The 20,108-nt window shown below is 44.5% G+C and carries 15 protein-coding genes; 3 read left to right on the top strand and 12 right to left on the bottom strand.

The annotated features are described in order from the left end of the window. Nucleotides 1-7 precede the first annotated feature (7 nt). From NSQ38_RS22355 to NSQ38_RS22375, 5 genes are all read right to left on the bottom strand, one after another. Nucleotides 8-589 carry a GNAT family N-acetyltransferase gene (locus NSQ38_RS22355; RefSeq protein ID WP_339784097.1) on the bottom strand — a complete coding sequence of 194 codons (582 nt, stop codon included), beginning with the start codon at nt 587-589 and terminating at the stop codon, nt 8-10. 44 nt (nt 590-633) lie between these two features. Further along, nucleotides 634-1,209 carry a GNAT family protein gene (locus NSQ38_RS22360; RefSeq protein ID WP_100528943.1) on the bottom strand — a complete coding sequence of 192 codons (576 nt, stop codon included), beginning with the start codon at nt 1,207-1,209 and terminating at the stop codon, nt 634-636. Between the two features lie 170 nt (nt 1,210-1,379). Next, entirely contained in the window at nt 1,380-1,679 is a 300-nt protein-coding gene (locus tag NSQ38_RS22365) for a hypothetical protein (protein WP_338594391.1), read from the bottom strand. Between the two features lie 146 nt (nt 1,680-1,825). Then, complete coding sequence (locus tag NSQ38_RS22370) at nt 1,826-3,589, bottom strand: ATP-binding cassette domain-containing protein (protein WP_338594389.1); 1,764 nt, start codon at nt 3,587-3,589, stop codon at nt 1,826-1,828. Beyond that, nucleotides 3,574-4,428 carry an ATP-binding cassette domain-containing protein gene (locus NSQ38_RS22375; RefSeq protein WP_339784098.1) on the bottom strand — a complete coding sequence of 285 codons (855 nt, stop codon included), beginning with the start codon at nt 4,426-4,428 and terminating at the stop codon, nt 3,574-3,576. The genes NSQ38_RS22370 and NSQ38_RS22375 overlap by 16 nt, the downstream gene beginning before the upstream one ends. Before the next feature lie 112 nt (nt 4,429-4,540). Between NSQ38_RS22375 and NSQ38_RS22380 the strand changes: the two genes are divergently transcribed. Beyond that, entirely contained in the window at nt 4,541-5,131 is a 591-nt protein-coding gene (locus NSQ38_RS22380; protein WP_036608438.1) for a biotin transporter BioY, read from the top strand. A gap of 144 nt (nt 5,132-5,275) precedes the next feature. Here NSQ38_RS22380 and abc-f read toward each other — a convergent pair whose 3' ends face one another. The 5 genes from abc-f to NSQ38_RS22405 form a co-directional block, all read right to left on the bottom strand. Continuing rightward, on the bottom strand, nt 5,276-6,745 hold the full coding sequence (abc-f, locus tag NSQ38_RS22385) for an ABC-F type ribosomal protection protein (RefSeq protein WP_339784099.1): 1,470 nt from the start codon (nt 6,743-6,745) through the stop codon (nt 5,276-5,278). 489 nt (nt 6,746-7,234) lie between these two features. Beyond that, on the bottom strand, nt 7,235-9,124 hold the full coding sequence (locus NSQ38_RS22390) for a beta-glucoside-specific PTS transporter subunit IIABC (protein WP_339784100.1): 1,890 nt from the start codon (nt 9,122-9,124) through the stop codon (nt 7,235-7,237). Nucleotides 9,125-9,335: 211 nt separating this feature from the next. Then, nucleotides 9,336-10,166, bottom strand: a complete 831-nt coding sequence (locus NSQ38_RS22395; RefSeq protein ID WP_339784101.1) for a PRD domain-containing protein — start codon at nt 10,164-10,166, stop codon at nt 9,336-9,338. 424 nt (nt 10,167-10,590) lie between these two features. Then, on the bottom strand, nt 10,591-12,033 hold the full coding sequence (locus tag NSQ38_RS22400; protein ID WP_339790651.1) for a 6-phospho-beta-glucosidase: 1,443 nt from the start codon (nt 12,031-12,033) through the stop codon (nt 10,591-10,593). A gap of 464 nt (nt 12,034-12,497) precedes the next feature. Then, on the bottom strand, nt 12,498-13,328 hold the full coding sequence (locus NSQ38_RS22405; protein WP_339784102.1) for an amidohydrolase family protein: 831 nt from the start codon (nt 13,326-13,328) through the stop codon (nt 12,498-12,500). 322 nt (nt 13,329-13,650) lie between these two features. Here NSQ38_RS22405 and NSQ38_RS22410 point away from each other — a divergent pair, with 322 nt between their 5' ends. Beyond that, nucleotides 13,651-15,378 carry a cellulase family glycosylhydrolase gene (locus tag NSQ38_RS22410; protein ID WP_339784103.1) on the top strand — a complete coding sequence of 576 codons (1,728 nt, stop codon included), beginning with the start codon at nt 13,651-13,653 and terminating at the stop codon, nt 15,376-15,378. A 131-nt stretch (nt 15,379-15,509) separates the two neighbouring features. Further along, a complete protein-coding gene (locus tag NSQ38_RS22415; RefSeq protein WP_339784104.1) occupies nt 15,510-16,409 on the top strand; it encodes a manganese catalase family protein in 900 nt (299 codons plus the stop codon). Nucleotides 16,410-16,595: 186 nt separating this feature from the next. On the opposite strand, the gene NSQ38_RS22420 is transcribed toward NSQ38_RS22415, so the two are convergent. Next, nucleotides 16,596-18,578: a sucrose-specific PTS transporter subunit IIBC gene (locus tag NSQ38_RS22420; RefSeq protein ID WP_339784105.1), complete on the bottom strand. Its 1,983-nt coding sequence runs from the start codon at nt 18,576-18,578 to the stop codon at nt 16,596-16,598. A 26-nt stretch (nt 18,579-18,604) separates the two neighbouring features. After that, the gene (locus tag NSQ38_RS22425) at nt 18,605-20,080 is read right to left on the bottom strand and encodes a sucrose-6-phosphate hydrolase (RefSeq protein ID WP_339784106.1); all 1,476 of its coding nucleotides are present in this window, start codon (nt 20,078-20,080) and stop codon (nt 18,605-18,607) included. Nucleotides 20,081-20,108 lie beyond the last annotated feature (28 nt).

Below are 20,108 nucleotides of genomic sequence, written 5' to 3' on the forward strand. Positions count from 1 at the left end.
CGTTCAATCAAATATGACCTTTGCCCTTACACAGTTGATAATGGATATAGGGTTCATTCTCGATTTCGATCAAATTTAACCGTTCAAAATTACATTTCTGTATCACCTTATTGGATGCTTGATTGTTAGTCAAAGCGATGGCATTTAACACTTCCACATTTGTATATTCAAATAAATAATCTGTCATTCCTTTGAGCGCCTGCGTTGTGTAACCACGATTTCTGAAATGCTTCGAAATACCGTACATAATCTCCCGATTGGGTGCTGGCAGTTCGTCCTTGATCCCTGAGCAGCACCATCCGATAAACTCATCATTTTCTTTGAGTACGATAGCCATACGTAAATATAACTCTCCGATATCCCCTCCCGCCACTACAGCTTGTTTAAAACGCTGATTCTCAGGGATTTCATATTCGGTGAGCCACAGGGTCCTATCTTCAATCGTAGCGTTCCATCCAGGTAGGAATTCATACACCTCAGGTTGCCACGTAATTTCTTGCAGTTTCTTCAAATCCTCGAGTCGATACTCACGTAAATAAATATCCTTGTAATTGATGATTAATTCATCGGTTAGTATGGGTTGGTTCATAGTTCCTCCTACTACACACTTAATTTCAGCTTATTAGCTTTACTTCAAACAAGCCCCTCTTTTTCCATAAACTCATCTTTGGTCAATCCAAAGAGGATCAGATCTTGGTATTTTCCATCCATATAGATCACCTGGCGACGCACACCTTCCTGAACACATCCAAGTTTTCTCATCATTGCTGCGGAAGGTTCATTTCCTTGGAGTACATAATCATTAAATTTGTTGAGCCTGCGCTCGAAGAAGGCATAGTTCAGCAAGATTCGAACGGCTCTGGTTCCGTATCCTTTTCCTCGATGATCCCTGTCAATTTGAATGCCAATGCTAAAGGTACCGTTCCTTTCATCAATGCTGTTCAGATTCACACCTCCGACATTTTCACCATCCATATTTACAATTGTAAACATGATCCTTCCTTTGGTTAAAGAAAAATCAGAGAAGTTTTCCGTGAAACTCTTCGCTTCAACATGGGTTGGCGGCAACTCTACTGCACACTCCAATAACCGACGGGCAGGTGTATCAAAGCGGTTATAATAATGATCCTCCCAATCTTCTTCACGCAAAGCACGTAATCTGATCTTATCATCCTGCCAGAAATACTGACTATAATCGATCTCTCTCATTCCAAGTCCCCCCGCATATTCAACCAAATTTTTACTTCGAGCTACAAACATAATAACCCATAATGTGGAATTGGAGGAGATTTGTTTTCATTAAACACAACACAACGAAAATAACCCCCGAACAGGAAAAACCTGTTGGAGGCTACGCTCTATTTTATATCAAAATCTCATTACGATTCTTCCGTATATTGAGGCTTGGACACGTTATCCGGAACCGTTTCGTCAAAAACATCCTGACCTGGATAATCCCGTACGTCTCCCTCGTGAAGCTCATGATTTTCATAATCAAAACGATGTGCAGACCGCTGGTCCACGCGCCACGGAGAACTTTTCCCAAGAGACTCGGATAACAGAGATGAACCGTAAGGACCCTCCGGGAATTCTTCGAGTGTGATATCGTTTCGCTGCGACTCCACCGTAGACACATCGGTATATTCTTGCCGATCTTCACGCAAAAACTTATCTTTCATCGTTTATCCCTCCTGATCCACTTCAGATGACCAACGTCCACTTATTGTGAGCGAGGACAAACGCATTTATGCATGACCTTTGGAAAACACTGCGTTTAGGTTTTGATCCATTACCGGATCCATCACGATCATTATCGCCATCACAGTTAGCGAATCCATATTAAAAGTACAAAAGCAATGAGGCCAGCCATGCTAATCCAGGTATCGCGTTTGGACCATACCAATAACGATGAACGTCCTCCGAGCGTAGAGTGCTCTCTAACTTTACGCATTTCCATCGCAATGGTCATATCCTCTGCACGTTGGAACAGTGCCATCAACAAGGGAATCACCATCGGACCCAGGTCACGAATTCGAACGGTATTTGGTCTTAAAGCTGCCTTTCCACGTGCCCGCACGATCAGTGAGAATCGCTGCCACTCACTCCAGATCATCGGGATAAACCTAAAGATTAACGATACAGCAAGTGCAAACGAAGCTACGGGCAGCCTGATTTTTTTACCGATACCGAGTACCCAGTTCAGCCCTTCTACCATTCGCCCATAAGGTGTCGTCAACGAAAACCAAAGGCTTGCCAATGTGACGATAAACAAACGATACACATTCAGCAAAGTGCCCTCCGCCTGCATCAGGGAAAAGCCAAAATGCAGACCTCCTCCCTCTGTTGAAAGAGTTGTCCCAGATAACGCCGATGATATGATGAAAAAGAATAATAATGGCTTCATTAACTTCATACATCCAGCCAAAGTCTGACGCGGGAGCACGGCAAGTGCTGCTACTACCGGCACCAGTGTTAACGTCAATCCCAGCCATCGCTGTTGAAGCATAGCTGCGGTGACCAGCAAAATATACAAAATCCATTTCAAACGCGGGTCCATAACGCCATATAATCCGCCTGAATGAGTCAATGTGTTCGGAAGAAGCTTCGGATCATCTTCCGTTTTAATGGACGACAGCATCAGTGCTTCTTTTTCATCCTTCATTGCATCGCTCTTGACTTCCATCATTACCGTCCCTGATGTTTCTATCGACTCGTTCTGAATCCCCACCTCAATTAACGTAGACTGAACAATGCAGTCAGCCATCTCTTCTGGCGTCATCGCGGTTAAAGGCAGCTGAAGACCCGCTGCTCTTAACTGCTGTGCCAGTCTCATCGATGGTGGCAGTCCGATCCCTGTCTGCTCCAGCAGTTCAGGTCTTTTGTGAAGTTCTATCGGCGTAAGATCGGCGATTAGACGGCCTTCCTGCAACAACAATACTCGATCCGCACAAGGCAAGAATGTATCCAGATCATGGGTTGCTACCACGCCCCCACCACCTGCCAGACGATGTTGCGCCAATACATCCAGCAAAAGCCCGACACTTTGCGCTTCCAACCCGGCGCTTGGCTCATCCAGCAGAAGCCAGTGTGGATTGGTCACACTTCCGAGAGCAAGTCCAAGCCTGCGCTTCTCTCCCCCACTTAGAGCAAATGGCGACCTGTCCAGATGAAAACGTCGGTCCAACTCCGAGGAAACTGGCGGGTCCCATTGGTTCAGTGCTTTTGTGATCTGCTCTTGTTGCTGTTTCTCTGAAAGTCGATAGGGACGCAGAGAATATGTGAATTCACGCTGAATACTTCGCGCAAACAGTTGTTGTTCCGGAAATTGAAACAATAATCCCATTTGCAATAAAATCGACTGCGGCACTTTTCCTTCTTTCCAGAAAGGTGTGCCATCCAATGTGATACTTCCTGCATCGGGAGGTCTCAGACCAGCCAATGTCTGTAGTAGAGTCGTTTTTCCTGAACCCGTACAGCCCAGCAACAACGTGATTTCCCCACTGTTCAATTGCACTGTCACATCTTCAAGCAGAGCACGTTTACTCGATTCCGATGCTCCTATACGTATATTGCTTAGCTCAATCTCCAACGTGCGACCTCCTTGGCCAGTTGCTCAGGTCGCAGTGGCATGGCTTCTGGCATCATACCTTTTTGCTTGAGCAATAACGCAGTTTTTACAGTAAAAGGGGGGTCCAATCCTAACCGTTCACAGGGAGATAGCTGTACATTTTCCCGAGTAGCCTTCTCATTCATCTCTGTTTCATAGAAAAATGACTCCGGCGTCCCGTTGTACACACAACGTCCCCTCTCCATAGCAATGATTCGATCACACAGGGTTGCTTCCTCCAGATGGTGCGTAATCCAGATCACCGTTGTCCCCCGCTGGGTAATCTTCTGAACGATGGCCTCGATGCGGTCTCTTGCTCCTGGATCAAGCATGGCTGTTGGCTCATCCAGAATCAATATATCCGGTTTGGCCGCGAGTGCTACCGCAATGTTAAGCAGTTGTTTCTGTCCACCCGATAACTGTGAGATGGCCATATCCGGGGGATATTGAAGTCCTACGGTATGTAATGCGTCCTGCCTCTGCTCCAATTGTTCTTCTACAGTATTCATTAATGGTGACAATGCATAATGAAATTCCTCTTCAATGGTATCACCCAGTACCTGTGCATCAGGTTGCTGTAATACCCCCCGAACGGTAAGTTCATCCGAGATATCCCGTACGCCTCCCGATAGTGGAATGAAACCGATCAGTAGTCCAGCAAGTGTGCTTTTTCCACTACCATTCGCTCCTACTATACTAATCCATTCGCCTTGGTGCAGCGTAAGCGAAACCCCATCCAGCGCTTTCCTCACCTGACTACCTTCGGAAGCATAATGCACTCGAACATCTTCTAATGTAATTATAGGCAGGTTGCCTTGCATCGTAAATTAGTCCTTTCCCTTTCTATTGTTATGTGGTACGATCCAAATCGTTAACCACATTTATATAATTGGTTAACAATCATATTACCAAAATGGAGAGGATTGTTCAAACATGAAATTATCTTTGCGAGGCATTGTATTCAGCGCACTTATGGCCGCAATTTTAGTACTTTTTGGTTACATAAGCATTCCCATTGGCTTCTCCCCTGTACCGATAACATTACAAACTTTGGCTGTCATGCTGGCCGGAGGATTACTTGGTCCACTCTATGGTTTTCTAAGTGTCACGATCGTTGTTCTGCTCACCGCTCTTGGATTCCCCTTGCTACACGGGACCGGAGGACTTGCAGTACTGCTTGGACCTACCGGAGGATATGTGATGATGTGGCCGATCTCCGCATTATTGATTGGACTGCTGCTTGCACGAATCAACATCAAAGGTGTAACAGGATTCATTCTCGCTTTTGTTGTATTTGAACTATTTGGCTCACTGCTTCTGTATGTCTCGGGTGTCCCTTGGCTTGCCTATGCATACAAAATGTCCTTACCCGAGGCCATGATTCAAGGATTCTATCCTTACATTATTGGGGATTTGGTCAAAGCTGTATTTGCTGCCATCATCATTGCGCCCGTGCGCATGGTTTTTCCACCTCAACGCCTCACAGGTAACATGCATTCCACGGTTATAAAAGCGGATTCTTAATAGAGGCTACATATCCTATTAGATCAGGAGCCTCCATATTCTAAAACAAAAACAGCCAAAATCACTTTGGCTGTTTTGTTACTTCTCTTCCTCTAAGGTTGTTCTGTCATCGGAGTGATCCGTGTAAGTGTTCTTTATTTCAATTTATACATACACCTGAATTAATTGACGCTCTGTAATCTGAAATTGTTGATCCGCTGTATTTTCAATAAACCTCTGATCATGAGATACATACAGAATCGTTCCTTCATATGCCTTAATAAAACGCTCCAACGCTTCCAATGCATGCATATCAAGAAAATTTGTCGGTTCATCCAACAATAGAATGTTATATTGTCCAAGAAACAAGTGACATAATTGAAGACGAATCACTTCTCCTCCACTTAATGTTCCAACATTCTTGAGCAAGTCATTCCCTGTAAACTGCATTGCGTGCAATGCACTTCTCAGCTCCGATTCCTCATATTCCGAACGATTTTTCAGGAATTGTAATACGGTCTCTTTTGTCGTGAAACGATAGCTCATTTGCTGAAAATAACCGAGCTTTGCTTTTGGAGACATTGTGATCTGATCTCCCATATGGAAAACATGGTTAAGCAATGTGCTTTTCCCACTGCCATTGGCTCCGGTTATCGCTATTTTTTGTTTTAATGGAATTTGAAAACTTACATCCTCCAACAATATGTTTCCATCCACCTCAAGTGTAAGGCGATCTGCCATAATCGGAAATCGGTTGTGCAGCTCCAGTGTCTTTGGCTGACGGAAGATCATAGGCCGATCCTCTTGCACCGCTTTTACCTCGTGAAGTTGTTGCATCCGCTGTTCAATCGCTTTGGCTGCGCGGTGCACCGCTTTTTGGCTGGTGCCTTTGGATTTTGTTTCAACCATACGGTTTGTTTTTGCCTTGGATTCTTTTTTGGACATGCTTCCGGCCTGCGTTATTTTCTCGGCTTTCTTCATCTTTTCCCGAGCGGCCAGCTCCAATCGTCTTTTCTCCTTGGAAAACTGCTCATGGGCCTGGTTTTGTTGTTCACGCTCCAGCCTCTTCTGTGCCTGATAATCACTATAGTTGCCGGAATATACGCGAACCTCACCTTGATGGATTTCCCAGATCGTGGTCACCAGTTCATCCAGAACCGCACGATCATGACTGATCAGCACGATTGCCCCATAGTAATAACGTAATTCATCCAGCAAAAATGTAATGCACTCTTGATCCAGGTGTGTTGTTGGTTCATCCAGTAATAATACTTCATGGTAATGAGTGAACATTTGAGCCAGTTTCAAACGGGTCTGTTCTCCGCCACTCCATGGTTGATCGTGTTGGGGTATGGCTAATTTACTGAGCAAAGCCCCGTCAACTTCGATACTTTCGTTAGACTGGGGTGGTTCCACTTGTTCCAAATAACCAAACTCTGCAAAACGTTTTACCTTTCCGGCTGTTGGCTGGATCTGCCCCGCAATGATTTTCAACAATGTACTTTTACCCTGACCATTACCACCCACTACACCAATGCGATCCAGTTGATGCACAGCCAGTCGCTCAATGTTCAGGATTACTTTATCCATATAGGTCATCTCAACCTGTTCTAATTCAAAACATATCTTTTCCATATTCGCTACCTCCGAAATAAGATTTATTTCGTATCGATAGCGAAGCAAGCTTCTATCGATACGAGCTGATCGTGCCAGCTCGTATCAATAGAACAGTAACGTCATCATGGCGGTTACCTCCAGTAGTCTGTATTGAGCGCCTTTAACTTAATTATTTACCTGATTAAGATAATCAGAAGAAAAAACAAAGAATCACAGGCCACGGCCTGTGATTCAACGTAAACGGGAAAGCGAGTATAACACTTATTTTAAGGTCAGGATGATTGAAAATGACAGACTGGTCCCGTTTACTCTGAACCAATGGTCAGAGCCTTTGAACGTATTCAATTACCGATTCAAAGGAAGGAAACGCAGTCTCATCGCATGTGTCATGTTCAATAATCCACCTTTCATTATCTTGTATAGATGTACAATTCTAATTATAATTTTCCAATTCCACCATGTCAACGGAACGATGAAAACACGGCACCATCAGATTAGTACATCAATCTACTTTTGTTCCTGGCCATTACCGCTACTTAATTTTAATAGAAGCTCTTGGCAACTAACCTGACCTGTAGCCTGTGGAATCACTTCTTCGTAGTTGGCTGAGTTGGTTACTATAATTGGCGTTACCGTGTGATAACCAGCGGCCTTAATCTGTGCAATATCGAACTCAAGCAACAGATCTCCCGCTTGGACCCGATCGCCTTCTTTGATATGGGAAACAAAATGCTGCCCATCCAATTTAACAGTATCAACTCCCACGTGAACCAATATTTCAGCACCGGTGTCTGATACTACAGCCAAGGCATGTTTTTTCTTGAATGCAACGGTAACTGTACCATCAAAAGGCGCTACGACTCTGCCCACAGCTGGCTCAATCGCAATCCCTTTACCCATTGCTCCTGATGCAAAGGCCGGATCTGGAACTTCCGACAATTCCACAATCGTTCCTTCGATTGGGCTGAATACAACTTCGTCTGAAGCATTCATTGTACGGGCAGGTTGCTGGGCGGATGACGTAGATTCAGTTATTGTTTCTTCTTCAACCGGATCTTTGAAGCCCATGATGTACGTCAGTACAGCCGAAACAACAAAGGATACTACGATACCCAGAATCAATCCAGGGAAGCCTTGTCCACCTGGCCCGTAGAAGATTGGCAAGGTCAGCAGTCCCGGTGCACCGGATGCAAATGCCAATGTGCCCGCTTGACCAATGATAGCTCCACCAACTGCACCACCGATAACTCCTGCAATGAATGGACGTTTCAGTGGTAATGTTACCCCATAGATGGCCGGTTCAGTAATACCGAACAAAGCCGTCAATGTGGATGATCCCGCTAATGTTTTCAGTTTTTTGTTCTTGGTTTTCAGCATAACCCCAAAAGCAGCACCCGTTTGAGCAAAGATTGAAGCTGTCGCAGCTGGTTTAACCCCATCCTGTCCATACACTGCAACGTTGTTGATAAATACCGGAATAAGACCCCAGTGTATTCCGAAGATAACGAGCAGCTGCCAGCTTGCACCCATAACGGCTCCTGCGAGCAATGGACTGAATCCAAATGCGGCAACGAGTCCAGCTGCAATTGCATTACCAACGTAGACACCAAATGGTCCGAATACCAACAGTGTCAGTGGTACCATAATCACTAGCAAAAACAATGGCGTAACAAAGTTTTTCACACTATCGTGAAGTGACTTATTAAAGAACTTCTCCAACTTGCTCATGACAATGACAGCTAAAATGATAGGAATAACCGTCGATGAATAGTTCATCAAAATGACAGGGATACCGAAGAAATCCGTTGGTGTTCCCTCTGATTTCAACGTGACGATGGACGGATAGATCAGTGCTCCTGCAATCGTCATCGCGACAAACATATTTCCCTGGAATTTACGTGCTGTTGTAACCGCTAACAACAGAGGCAGGAAATAGAAGAGACTATCTGCTGCTGCATACAGGATTGTATATGTTGTTTCTGTCGTTTCCAGCCATCCAATATTACTTGCAATCAACAATAACCCTTTTAGAATACCGGCTCCCGCCATAACACCCAGAAGTGGTGCAAAAATGCTGGATATGATATCGATAATACCTCCGAGCCCTTTGGCTGCTTTGCGAGGTTTTTCTTTATCTGACGAATCGTCCAGAATGTTACTGATCTGTCCAATGGCACTATAGACTTCAGGCACCTTGTTACCAACAACTACCTGGAACTGTCCTCCATTTTCTTTGACTGCGATGATGCCTTCTGTTTTCTCCAGTTTGGCTTTGTCTGCCTTGGCATCGTCCTTCAATACAAACCGTAACCGTGTTGCACAATGAACCAGCGATTCCACATTTTTCTCACCGCCGACCAGTTCTACAATCTCTTTGGCCAGTTTCTCTTGACTCATGATCTGCACCCCCACTTTTTCTCAAACAGGCCCTTTACCGATTTTTTTGCACGCAAAAAACCTAAGCCTTGAGCAAGGGAACACAATGGTCCTGACCTTCTCATGACTTAGGTTTTGCCTGCATAACCAGTAACAATCCCAGTTAAATCGTATTCAATTCCTGTTAATCACATATTATTATAATAAAACCATTTTTGTCAACATTTAAACATTATCGATTAACCACTCGTTCGATATGAACCGTCAGATACAATTTTTCTTCATTGGTCAGCTCATGGTTGTACTCTTTTTTGACAAACATCTCAATTTTCTCCGTACATGCTGCCGCATCAGGATGCTTCTCCTTAATCATGTCATAGAAATGATCATAGTTGTTGTCGTAATGCGTACCGCTGAGCACACGCTGGGAGAAGAACTTCAGATGTGTGATAAAGCGAAAATAACTGAGGGAGTCCTCATCAAATTCCATTTTGAAATGATATTTCGCTATATTAATAATCTGCTGGATAAACTTCGTAATATTCATCGTTGTGATAACTTCTTCGTTCATCTCTGCGTTGACAATATGAAGGGCAATAAAAGCGGCTTCATCGGGCGGAAGCTCAATATTCATGCGGGTATTGATCTGTTCCAGCGTCTTCAGGCCCAGTTCGAATTCGGGCTTGTACAACTGTTTGATCTCCCACATTAATGCGTTCTTGATCTCCACGCCTTCCCGATAACGTTCGATGGCGAAGTTAATATGATCTGTAAGAGATACATAGATGTTCTCATTCAGCTTTCGGCCCAGATTCTCACACGCATACGTGATGATCTCTTCCACAATTTCAATCAGTTCCATCGGAACTTCACGCAGCAGCATTTTGAAATTATCGGATGTTTGTTTGTTTTTCAATGCAAATACTTTCTGGATGCGGGTCTCGTCTACTTTATCCCCCGGCTTTTTCTTAAAGGCAATCCCACGTCCCATCACCACAAGCTCTGCTCCATCCGCCTGATAGATGCTAATGACGTTATTGTTGATAACCTTTGCTATTTTCACTTCAATCCCCCCGTCACGTTCCACTCTCTTGGCAGTTATACATCGTCTTTTGGGCATACAAAAAAAACCTGAAGCATCACAAAATAAACAAGACATGGTGGTCTGCTTTTTTTGGTGCTTAGGTTTTGCCTACTTCGAGTAGTAACAATCCCAGAAACGATATAATTGCGTCAAGTATAGCGCGAACCTGACTATATGTCAACGCTTTCAATGTGAGGACAATCGGAAGTCCCATGGTTATATAAATTGAACTAGAGAATATTTACACTTGCTACTCCGATGACAGAACAACCTTCCGATCACTGTTATCCCCAGCTTTTTTCTGTCCTCTCTGTTTTGTGTAAATGTTTAGTTCAATTTATATAGATGAAACTTCCGATGTTTTATTGCCGTACAAGACCATCTTAATTCAGAAAAATATAAACTACTCGTCACCCAGGTTTGTTCCGTTGGATTCGATCACATTTTTGTACCACTCAAAACTCTTCTTCTTCAGTCGTGTCAGCTCTCCTTGACCTTCATTATTACGATCCACGTAAATGTAACCATAACGTTTTCTCATCTCACCTGAGGATGCACTTACAATATCAATAGGTCCCCAGCTGGTGTAACCAATGATGTTCACCCCATCCTGAATGGCCTCACCCATTTCAGCTACATGCCGTTTCAAGTAGTCAATCCGGTATGCATCATCCACTTCACCTTCCGGTGTAACCACGTCATTGGCACCAAATCCATTTTCAACAACAAACAGCGGTTTCTGATAACGGTCATGTAGTTGATTGGCGGTAATACGGAATCCTTTGGGATCAATGGTCCATCCCCATTCGGACTTCGCCAGATATGGATTGGCTACCGAGCCAAATACATTACCGCTGGTCATATTTTTGACAACTTCAGGATCCGTACTTGTTGTACGACTTGAATAGTAGCTGAACCCAATATAATCTACGGTATGATTCTTCAAGATTTCCGCATCACCCGGCTGCATAACAATGTTCAACCCGTGATCTTTGAAGAAACGTTTGGCGTAACCCGGATATTCCCCACGTGACTGCACATCGATGAAGAAATAGGACTCTCTATCTTTTTCCATGCCCTGGAACACATCTTCCGGATTACAAGTATACGGATAGAAGCTTCCTGCGGCGAGCATGCACCCAATCATGGCACCAGGAATAATCTCATGACATGCCTTGACTGCCAATGCACTTGCAACCAGTTGATGGTGAGCAGCCTGATATTGAATTTCCTTGATGTTATCCCCTTCATTGAACGCCAGCCCCGCCCCAAGGAACGGAAGATGTAACAGCATGTTGATCTCATTAAATGTCATCCAGTATTTCACCTTGTCTTTGTATCGAGTGAATACCGTTGTAGCGTAAGTTTCGAATAGCGTCACCAGTTCACGACTTCTCCAGCTGCCATACTTCTCGATCAGGTATACAGGCACATCGAAGTGAGCCAATGTAACCACAGGTTCAATGCCGTTTTTCAACAATTCATCAAACAGGTTATCATAAAATTGCAATCCGGCTTCATTTGGCTGTGCATCTTCTCCTGTTGGGAAAATCCGTGCCCAGGCAATGGAGACACGCAGTGCTTTGAACCCCATTTCGGCAAATAAAGCAATGTCTTCAGGGTAACGGTGATAGAAGTCAATCGCTTCGTGTGAAGGATAGAACTCGGTAGCAAGCGGCGTAAAAGCCGGAACATGACCTTTCATAATACTTCTACGGTTCTCTCCTGTTGGCAGCAAGTCAACGATACTCAGTCCTTTGCCGTCTTCCAGATACGCGCCCTCCGCCTGATTCGCAGCAATGGCTCCACCCCATAGAAAATCTTCAGGAAATTTAAAATTCGTCATCATCATTCTCCTTCCAAGTATGTAGTTCAGTTATCCGCTCAAATCACGAGAAAATTATAGAGACAAAATATTTAAGTTGAACCACACAATTACACATAAACTAAGAGGACAGAAAAAATCTGGAGAAGCGAAGCTAAAAGCTTTCAATGGAAAGCTACTTCGTAAGCATAAACTCGCCTTTATCACCGGATTTCCCCTTTAAAAAGGGATTCGAAAAATCTGGGGATAACAGCGATTGGAAGATTGTTCTGGCCGCGCAGTCGCCCCGTGTAAAATCGTTTGTTCAACTTAAATAGAAAAAACCCGAACCAGCCTGGGTACACGATTACGTGTAAACAAGCCAGCTCAGGTTATGCCCATATCGGTAACATTCCCAGATCATGATTATGCGGATTGGATAAAACTTTAGCAAGAATCAGAACAGTTGTCAACTTCTTGAAACCGGTTTAGCTTCGGATTGCCCGCTACGATATTTGATAGAACGCAGCACATGTGCCGCCAAAAATCATCTGCTGATCTGATATAGGTAGGGCATTAATATGACTCATAATGAGATCGTATACTTCAGAATACGTAGCTGAAACGTTGCTCACGGGCCAGTCGGACCCGAACATTAACCGTTCCGCACCAAAGGCTTCTATGGCGATATTCAGATAGGCTGTAAAGTCCTTTGGAGTCCAATTTGCCCAATCTGCTTCCGTCACCATCCCTGAAAGTTTACAGTACGCATTAGGTTGTGCGGCCATTGACTCAAGTGCTTCTTTCCAGGGTGAGATTATACCTGATTTTATGTCGGGTTTGGCTAGATGATCAAGGACAAATCGCTGCTCAGGAAACGTCTTAACCAATTCAACGGCATAAGGCAGTTGCTCCTTGGATACCAACAGATCATAGGCCAAATCATACTCTTTTAGCAATGAAATACCGCGCTGAAAGTCTTCTCTTAATACATAATCCAGATCAGGTTCATCTTGTATGACATGACGTACGCCCTTCAGATATGGATTGGACGCGAACAGTTCAAGCTGATTCCGAACTTCATCCGAACAAAGATCCACCCATCCGACAACACCTTTGATACATTCATGCCGATCTGCCAGCTGCAGAAGCCACTCGGTTTCTGTCAGTGATTGTCTGGCTTGTACCGCAATACATCCATCCAGTCCTGATTGGACCAATAAAGGTTTAATATCTTCCGGAAGAAAAGATTGACGAATGGTTTTCATCTCTTCGCCAATCCATCCGTACTCGGCGACATTGTATTCCCAGAAATGTTGATGTGCATCCAGCTTCATATTAAATCCCTCCCAGGGTATTTAAATCTAATTATCATTAAAAAGCAACCATATGATTTTTATTTCCAATGAAATAAACGCTAACTACACAATCTATAAATGTGGCAAAATCACTGATTTTCACATGATTTTTATTCCAATTGTGCAGGTATTGTCCAATATTAAATCATGATATAGTAAATTACGAAAACGCTTTCAGTAAATAAATCGGTGGTGATTTTAGTATTAAACAAGTGAATTTTTGTTTGCGTTGAGCTCTATTTTCACCCTGCTTAACCGCTATTCACGTTCAACCATTCTCTATTCGAAGGAGACTATATTAATGAAAAAAAACCGCAAATCAGTCCTTTCTCTTACGCTTGTGACTGCCATGATTCTATCTCTATTCTCCTCCGCTATGGCTTCAGCTGCAACTGACAACAGCGAACAGGCCAATACCTCAGCCGCTCCAAGCAAAATGCAGACCTATGTAAACGCCATGGAGCCTGGCTGGAATCTGGGTAACTCTCTGGACGCCGTTGGTGAGGATGAGACAGCCTGGGGCAACCCGCGCATTACAAAGGAACTAATTCAATCGATCGCAGCTGAGGGCTACAACAGTATCCGTATTCCTGTGACCTGGGAAGCCCACATCGGTGACGCACCCGACTACATAATTGATTCCGCTTACATGAATCGGGTTCAAGAAGTGGTAAACTGGGCCCTCGATGCGGATCTCTACGTCATGATCAATCTTCACCATGATTCCTGGCGTTGGATCAGTTACATGGAGAAAGACCATGACAACGTGCTTACACGTTATAACTCTGCTTGGACTCAGATTGCGGACAAATTCAAAGATGCATCCGATAAACTCATGTTCGAAAGTGTTAACGAACCACGTTTCTCTGAAGGCGGCACAACAGATGCAGCGATTGGATATCGCATGCTGGACGAGTTGAATACTTCTTTTCACAAGATCGTAAGAACTTCGGGTGGAAACAACGAGACACGTCCACTTGTGCTTCCAACGATGCATACTTCTTCCGCTCAACCTGATCTGGATGAACTGAATAAGACCATTCAAAAATTGAATGACAGCAATATTATTGCAACCGTTCACTACTACGGGTTCTGGCCATTCAGTGTGAACATCGCAGGTTACACCAAGTATAACGAGGAAGTACAGAAAGACGTTACCGACACATTCGATCGGGTATACAATGCTTTTACAGCGAAAGGCATTCCGGTTATCGTTGGTGAGTATGGCTTGCTTGGTTTTGACCAGCACACAGGTGTCATTGAGCAAGGCGAAAAACTGAAATTCTTCGAATTTGTTGGACAATATCTGCGCCAAAAACAGATGACAACGATGTTGTGGGATAACGGTCAACACTTCGGTCGCACAAGTTTTACCTGGTCTGATCAGGAATTATTTGATACCATGAAAGCCAGCTGGACAGGTCGCTCATCCACAGCCGAAACGGACCTCGTGTATCTTAAACAAAATGAAGCCATTCAAGATAAGAAGGTAAAACTCAATCTGAATGGGAACAAATTCAATTCGTTGAAAAATGGCACTACCCCTCTTGTAAGAGGTAAAGACTATACAATTAAAAAAGATGTACTTACGTTAAAATCCAATCTGTTAACCAAATTGACAGCCTCTGGTGATTTGGGCGTAAATGCCACACTCACGGCTGGATTCAATGAAGGTGCTGACTGGAACTTCAATATCATTAAATATGACACACCTAAGTTGAACGATGCAACTGGTACAACCAGTGCATTTGCCATTCCGACTACGTTTAACGGCAATCAACTGGCCACGATGGAAGCAACGTATGCAAACGGAGAGAACGCCGGTCCACAGAACTGGACTTCGTTCAAAGAATTCTCCTACACATTTAGCCCAGATTACGAACGTAATGTGATTGAACTGAAACCTAACTTCTTCAATGAAACCAATGATGGTGAAGTCACGCTTAAATTCCATTTCTGGAACGGAGATGTGCTGGCGTACAAAATCACGAAAAATGGAACCAGCGTTGTGGGCGTAGCTTCCAAATAAGAACTCATCTAACGTTCTGTTCAGAGCTTAAAGCTCTGGCAGAACGTTTTGTTTTTGTTTCACAATTGATCGAATAACGTACAAGTGCCCCTTCATACCTTTACACTAACTAGGATTGAGGGGGAAATGTCATGTTTAAACGTGTAGACCGTCTTGCTATCGAACTACCCATATCCAGTAATCCTGACCCTAATGGAGCTAGTGCAGTTCAGGAGTTGCTTGGTGGTAAGTTCGGGGAAATGTCAACATTAAATAACTATATGTTTCAGTCATTCAATTTCAGAGGCAGATCCAAGCTGCGTCCTTTTTATGACATTGTTGCAAGTATTACCGCGGAGGAATTCGGCCATGTCGAACTTGTCGCCAATACGATTAACCTCATGCTTGAAGGTTCGACATCACCAGGCGCTCCGGACTCTACCCCGCTACGTGTAGGCAAAGACGCACGGATGACTTCACATTTTATTGAATCGGCTCAGACAGCGCTCCCTTACGACTCCATGGGAAGACCCTGGAATGGTTCGTATGTCGTGAGCAGTGGCAATCTGATCTTTGATCTGTTGCATAATTTCTTTCTTGAATGCGGAGCCAGAACTCACAAAATGAGAGTCTACGAAATGACGGATAACAAGACAGCCCGAGAAATGACTGGTTATCTGCTTGTACGTGGGGGTGTGCACGTCCTTGCGTATGCCAAGGCATTGGAAATTGCAACGGGTGTGGATGTAACGAAGATGTTTCCCATTCCAAGACTGGATAATAAAGCTTTTGAAACGACACGGAAGTGGGAAGCGATGGGAGAACATCGCAGGCTGTACACGTTCAGCGACAAGGATTATCAGGGCATTGCCCAGATCTGGAAAGGGACACACCCAACCGATGGCGGTAAACTGGAGGCTTTTGCCGGCTTGCCAGGTTATGGAGGCCCAGTGCCTGAGCTACCTGATCTGCCGGAAGAATTTGCGCCAGGAATATCCGCGGAAGATCTAATGCAGATTGCCGAGCGACTGAAACGTCACGCTGGTCTGTAGGATAACGATTGACGTTTGTTTTTCATAGGGCGTCGATTGGATAATCGTACACTGGTGTTACCTTTTGTGCTAGAACACTTTGTTTAATTAGATTATTGATGATCTATTTCTTTGATTTCATACGATTGTACACAAAAAAGGGAAACGGGAGAGTTACATCTCTACCATTTCCCTTATATCGTGCCACTATTGTGGCTCAGTGAATTTCACTACAAGTACTGCTTCCCCATTAGCTTGAACATGACCTGTTGACGTCGCTGTAACAGTTGCTATGGTTTCATTTCCGCTTGGGATCAACACAGGTGTAATCAAAGGCAGACCCGCGGCCTGAATGACATCCATGTCAAATTCAATCAACAATTGTCCTGCAGTTACACGCTCTCCGCTATTCACATGTGCGGTAAAACCATTTCCTTTTAGTCCAACCGTATTAATTCCGATATGAACCAGCATCTGTACACCTGTCTCATGCTCCAGAATCACCGCATGTTTACTCTTGTTCATGACATGTGCGATGACACCATCAAACGGTGCATACACCTTACCTTCTGATGGCTCAATGGCAATGCCCTCACCCATGTGTTTTTCCGAGAACGCCGGGTCAGGAACCTGCTCCAGAGCAACGATGATACCGTTCATTGGCGAAGCGATTTCGAGAAAATCTACCTTAGGACGATTGCTTGTAACGGCATCGGTAACTGAATTAATACGCGGATTAGAATCCACTGCATTAACTTCACCTGATGTTACTCCACTGTTGTCATGGCTCACCGATTCTTCTGCAATCGGTTGATCCTTATATCCAAAGAACCAGGTAAGTGCAAATGCAATCGCCATGGCAACTACGTTGGACAAGATATACAACGGCAGTTGGCTGTTCAGATAGAGCAGTGTACCGGGAATAACCGTTACAGCCATGCCCGTACCTTGCAGATGGAACAGGGAAGCGATGAAACCACCCACACCACCACCAACCAGTCCCATAATAAATGGTTTCATATAACGCAAGTTAACTCCAAAGATGGCTGGCTCGGTAATGCCCAGAAATGCGGACAAGGAAGAAGGTAATGCGAGTGCTTTGAGTTTCATATTTTTGGTCTTCAGACCGACTGCGAGACAAGCCGCTCCTTGTGCTGCCATGGCACAGGTAATGATGGCGTTGAACGGATTGAATCCCGTTTTCTCCAGTAGTTGAATCTCCAGGAAATTAAAGATGTGATGCACACCGGTAACGACAATAATCTGATGGAAGAATCCAATGATAATACCTGCGATGCCAAACGGAAGATCCAATACGGCAGTTGTTCCATGCAGCACCCACTCTTCTAGGGAATGGAACACGGGACCAATCGCGAATAGTCCAAGCGTAATCATGACTGTTAACGTAATAAAAGGAGTCAGAATTAAGTCCAGTGCCTCTGGTACCCGTCTTCTTAATACCTTTTCAAACTTGGCTCCAATCAAACCTACAAAGAACGCGGGCAGAACCGATCCCTGATAACCCACGACAGGTATAAAACCGAACATATGCAGCGGCTGTGCTGATCCATCTGCCACCGCGTAAGCATTGGGTAATGCGGGATTAACCAGCATTAGCCCCAGTACGATACCAAGTACCGGACTTCCGCCAAATACGCGGAATGCGGACCACGCTACAAGTGCAGGCAGAAATGCAAATGCCGTATCCGTCAGGATTTGTGTGAACAACAAGAAATTGGCCGAGATATCATCCGGTGTTGCACCGAATAACGCCAGAATTTCACTCTGGGTAAGTAATCCGCGCAATCCCATGAACAGTCCTGTAGCTACCAGAACGGGAATGATGGGTACAAATACGTCACCAAACGTGCGGATAGCCCGTTGAAAAGCGTTTCCTTCTTTTTTCCCCTGACTCTTCACATCATCTTTGGATGTTCCTTCGATTCCCAGCTTCTCAACCTCTTCAAAGATTCGATTCACTGTTCCCGTACCAAAGATAATCTGATATTGACCTGAGTTGAAAAAGGCGCCTTTCACCTTCTCGATGTTCTCGACCGTTTTCTGATCAATCTTTTCTTTATCTTTCACCATGATGCGAAGACGTGTTGCACAATGTGCAAATGATGCAATATTCTCTTTGCCCCCGATGGCATGAATCACTTCCTGGGCAATTCGTTGATTCTCCGACATGTTATCTCATTCCTCTCAAGTAATACTTAATAATCCCATTTTGTTGCTTCAAAATCAGCTTTGCCTCCGCGTGCAAAGAAACGAATATCCACGCTGTCCGGAATTGGGAAAATCCGGCTGGTAAAGACCTCTTCCCCATCGTTCACAAAGATCTCTACCGAAGACGCATCAACGAACAGATGAAACTTAATCACGTCCGCAGTAAGTGTGCACCGTCGTACAACGCCATTCTGCTCTGCTAGCTCGGCACCAGACATCGTCCGATCCAAGACAACTTTGTGCTGAATCCGATCATACAGAAGAACCGTTTTCTCAGTTTCACTTGCTCGGAATTCGATGCCGACAATCTCTGCTTCTACATGACTTATCTCACATATTAGCTCATAAGCAATCCCCTCAAAACCAGAGAAGGATCTACACTCATTATCAATCGTTGCGCGAATATGAGTGCCTTTCTCCTGTTGACGCAATTTCTCCATCTCTGCAACAGGTTGTTGGATTAACTTCCCGTCTCGGAGTGACAACTGCCGAGGAATGGTCAGGCAATGAGCCCAACCGTTATCGTCTGTCGGATACGCCAGATCGGGAAGTCCCATCCAACCAACCAGAATACGTCTTCCGTCCGGACCCTGCATGGTTTGCGGAGCATAGAAATCGAATCCACGATCCAACTCCTGAAATTCACCATGTGTGAACTCTCTCGTCTGGAGATTAAGCGGCTCACCAATCAGATAACCGGACTGAAAAATATTCTGATAATGATCTCCCGCTGCATCTAAGCCTTGCGGGGAAAAGACAAGTACACCTTTCCCGTCCAGCTCCATATAATCCGGGCACTCCCACATGTAGCCAAAGGAGGTTAATTGCGTATGAATTTCACCAAAAAACTCCCATTTTTTCAGATCAATTGAGCGATACAGCACCGTACATCCCGTCTCGTCTTTTCTCTGCGCACCAATGACACAATAATACGTATCTCCTTGTTGCCACACCTTGGGATCTCTAAAGTGTTCCGTGTATCCGGCTGGCACAGACGAGATCACGGGATCATTCAGTTTGCTTACTGAACCGCTTTCATCCATAACTGCCAAGCACTGATACGGATGTCTGACCCAAGCCTCATCCCTCGTATTGCCCGTGTACAGCAAGTGCAGCTTGCCGTCTTTTTCAATCGCACTACCGGAATAAGCTCCGTGTGAGTCATACCAGCTATCCGGTTCGATTCCAATCCCGACATTTTCCCAGTTCACCAGATTCTTCGAGCGAGTATGATACCAGTATTTCATGCCATGTTCTGTTCCAAGTGGGAACCACTGATAAAACAGATGATAATAGCCTTGATAATATGCAAAGCCGTTAGGATCATTAAGCAGACCTATTACAGGCTGAATATGGTAACTCTGTCTCCAAGGACACACAGATATCCGTGCTTCAAGCTTTGCAATCTCTCCAGGCTCAGCTTGCTCAATTCGTCTGTAGCGCTGCTCTCTAGTCATTTTCATAGCTGTTCTCCATTCTTGCTAATATAAG

The sequence above is a fragment of the Paenibacillus sp. FSL R7-0313 genome (assembly GCF_037969885.1).
GTDB lineage: Bacteria > Bacillota > Bacilli > Paenibacillales > Paenibacillaceae > Paenibacillus.

Coding starts and splice junctions, on each gene's coding strand:
- NSQ38_RS22355 (WP_339784097.1), bottom strand. CDS start 589: ATGAACCAACCCATACTAACCGATGAATTAATCATCAATTACAAGGAT.
- NSQ38_RS22360 (WP_100528943.1), bottom strand. CDS start 1,209: ATGAGAGAGATCGATTATAGTCAGTATTTCTGGCAGGATGATAAGATC.
- NSQ38_RS22365 (WP_338594391.1), bottom strand. CDS start 1,679: ATGAAAGATAAGTTTTTGCGTGAAGATCGGCAAGAATATACCGATGTG.
- NSQ38_RS22375 (WP_339784098.1), bottom strand. CDS start 4,428: ATGCAAGGCAACCTGCCTATAATTACATTAGAAGATGTTCGAGTGCAT.
- NSQ38_RS22380 (WP_036608438.1), top strand. CDS start 4,541: ATGAAATTATCTTTGCGAGGCATTGTATTCAGCGCACTTATGGCCGCA.
- abc-f (WP_339784099.1), bottom strand. CDS start 6,745: ATGGAAAAGATATGTTTTGAATTAGAACAGGTTGAGATGACCTATATG.
- NSQ38_RS22390 (WP_339784100.1), bottom strand. CDS start 9,124: ATGAGTCAAGAGAAACTGGCCAAAGAGATTGTAGAACTGGTCGGCGGT.
- NSQ38_RS22400 (WP_339790651.1), bottom strand. CDS start 12,033: ATGACGAATTTTAAATTTCCTGAAGATTTTCTATGGGGTGGAGCCATT.
- NSQ38_RS22405 (WP_339784102.1), bottom strand. CDS start 13,328: ATGAAGCTGGATGCACATCAACATTTCTGGGAATACAATGTCGCCGAG.
- NSQ38_RS22410 (WP_339784103.1), top strand. CDS start 13,651: ATGAAAAAAAACCGCAAATCAGTCCTTTCTCTTACGCTTGTGACTGCC.
- NSQ38_RS22415 (WP_339784104.1), top strand. CDS start 15,510: ATGTTTAAACGTGTAGACCGTCTTGCTATCGAACTACCCATATCCAGT.
- NSQ38_RS22420 (WP_339784105.1), bottom strand. CDS start 18,578: ATGTCGGAGAATCAACGAATTGCCCAGGAAGTGATTCATGCCATCGGG.
- NSQ38_RS22425 (WP_339784106.1), bottom strand. CDS start 20,080: ATGAAAATGACTAGAGAGCAGCGCTACAGACGAATTGAGCAAGCTGAG.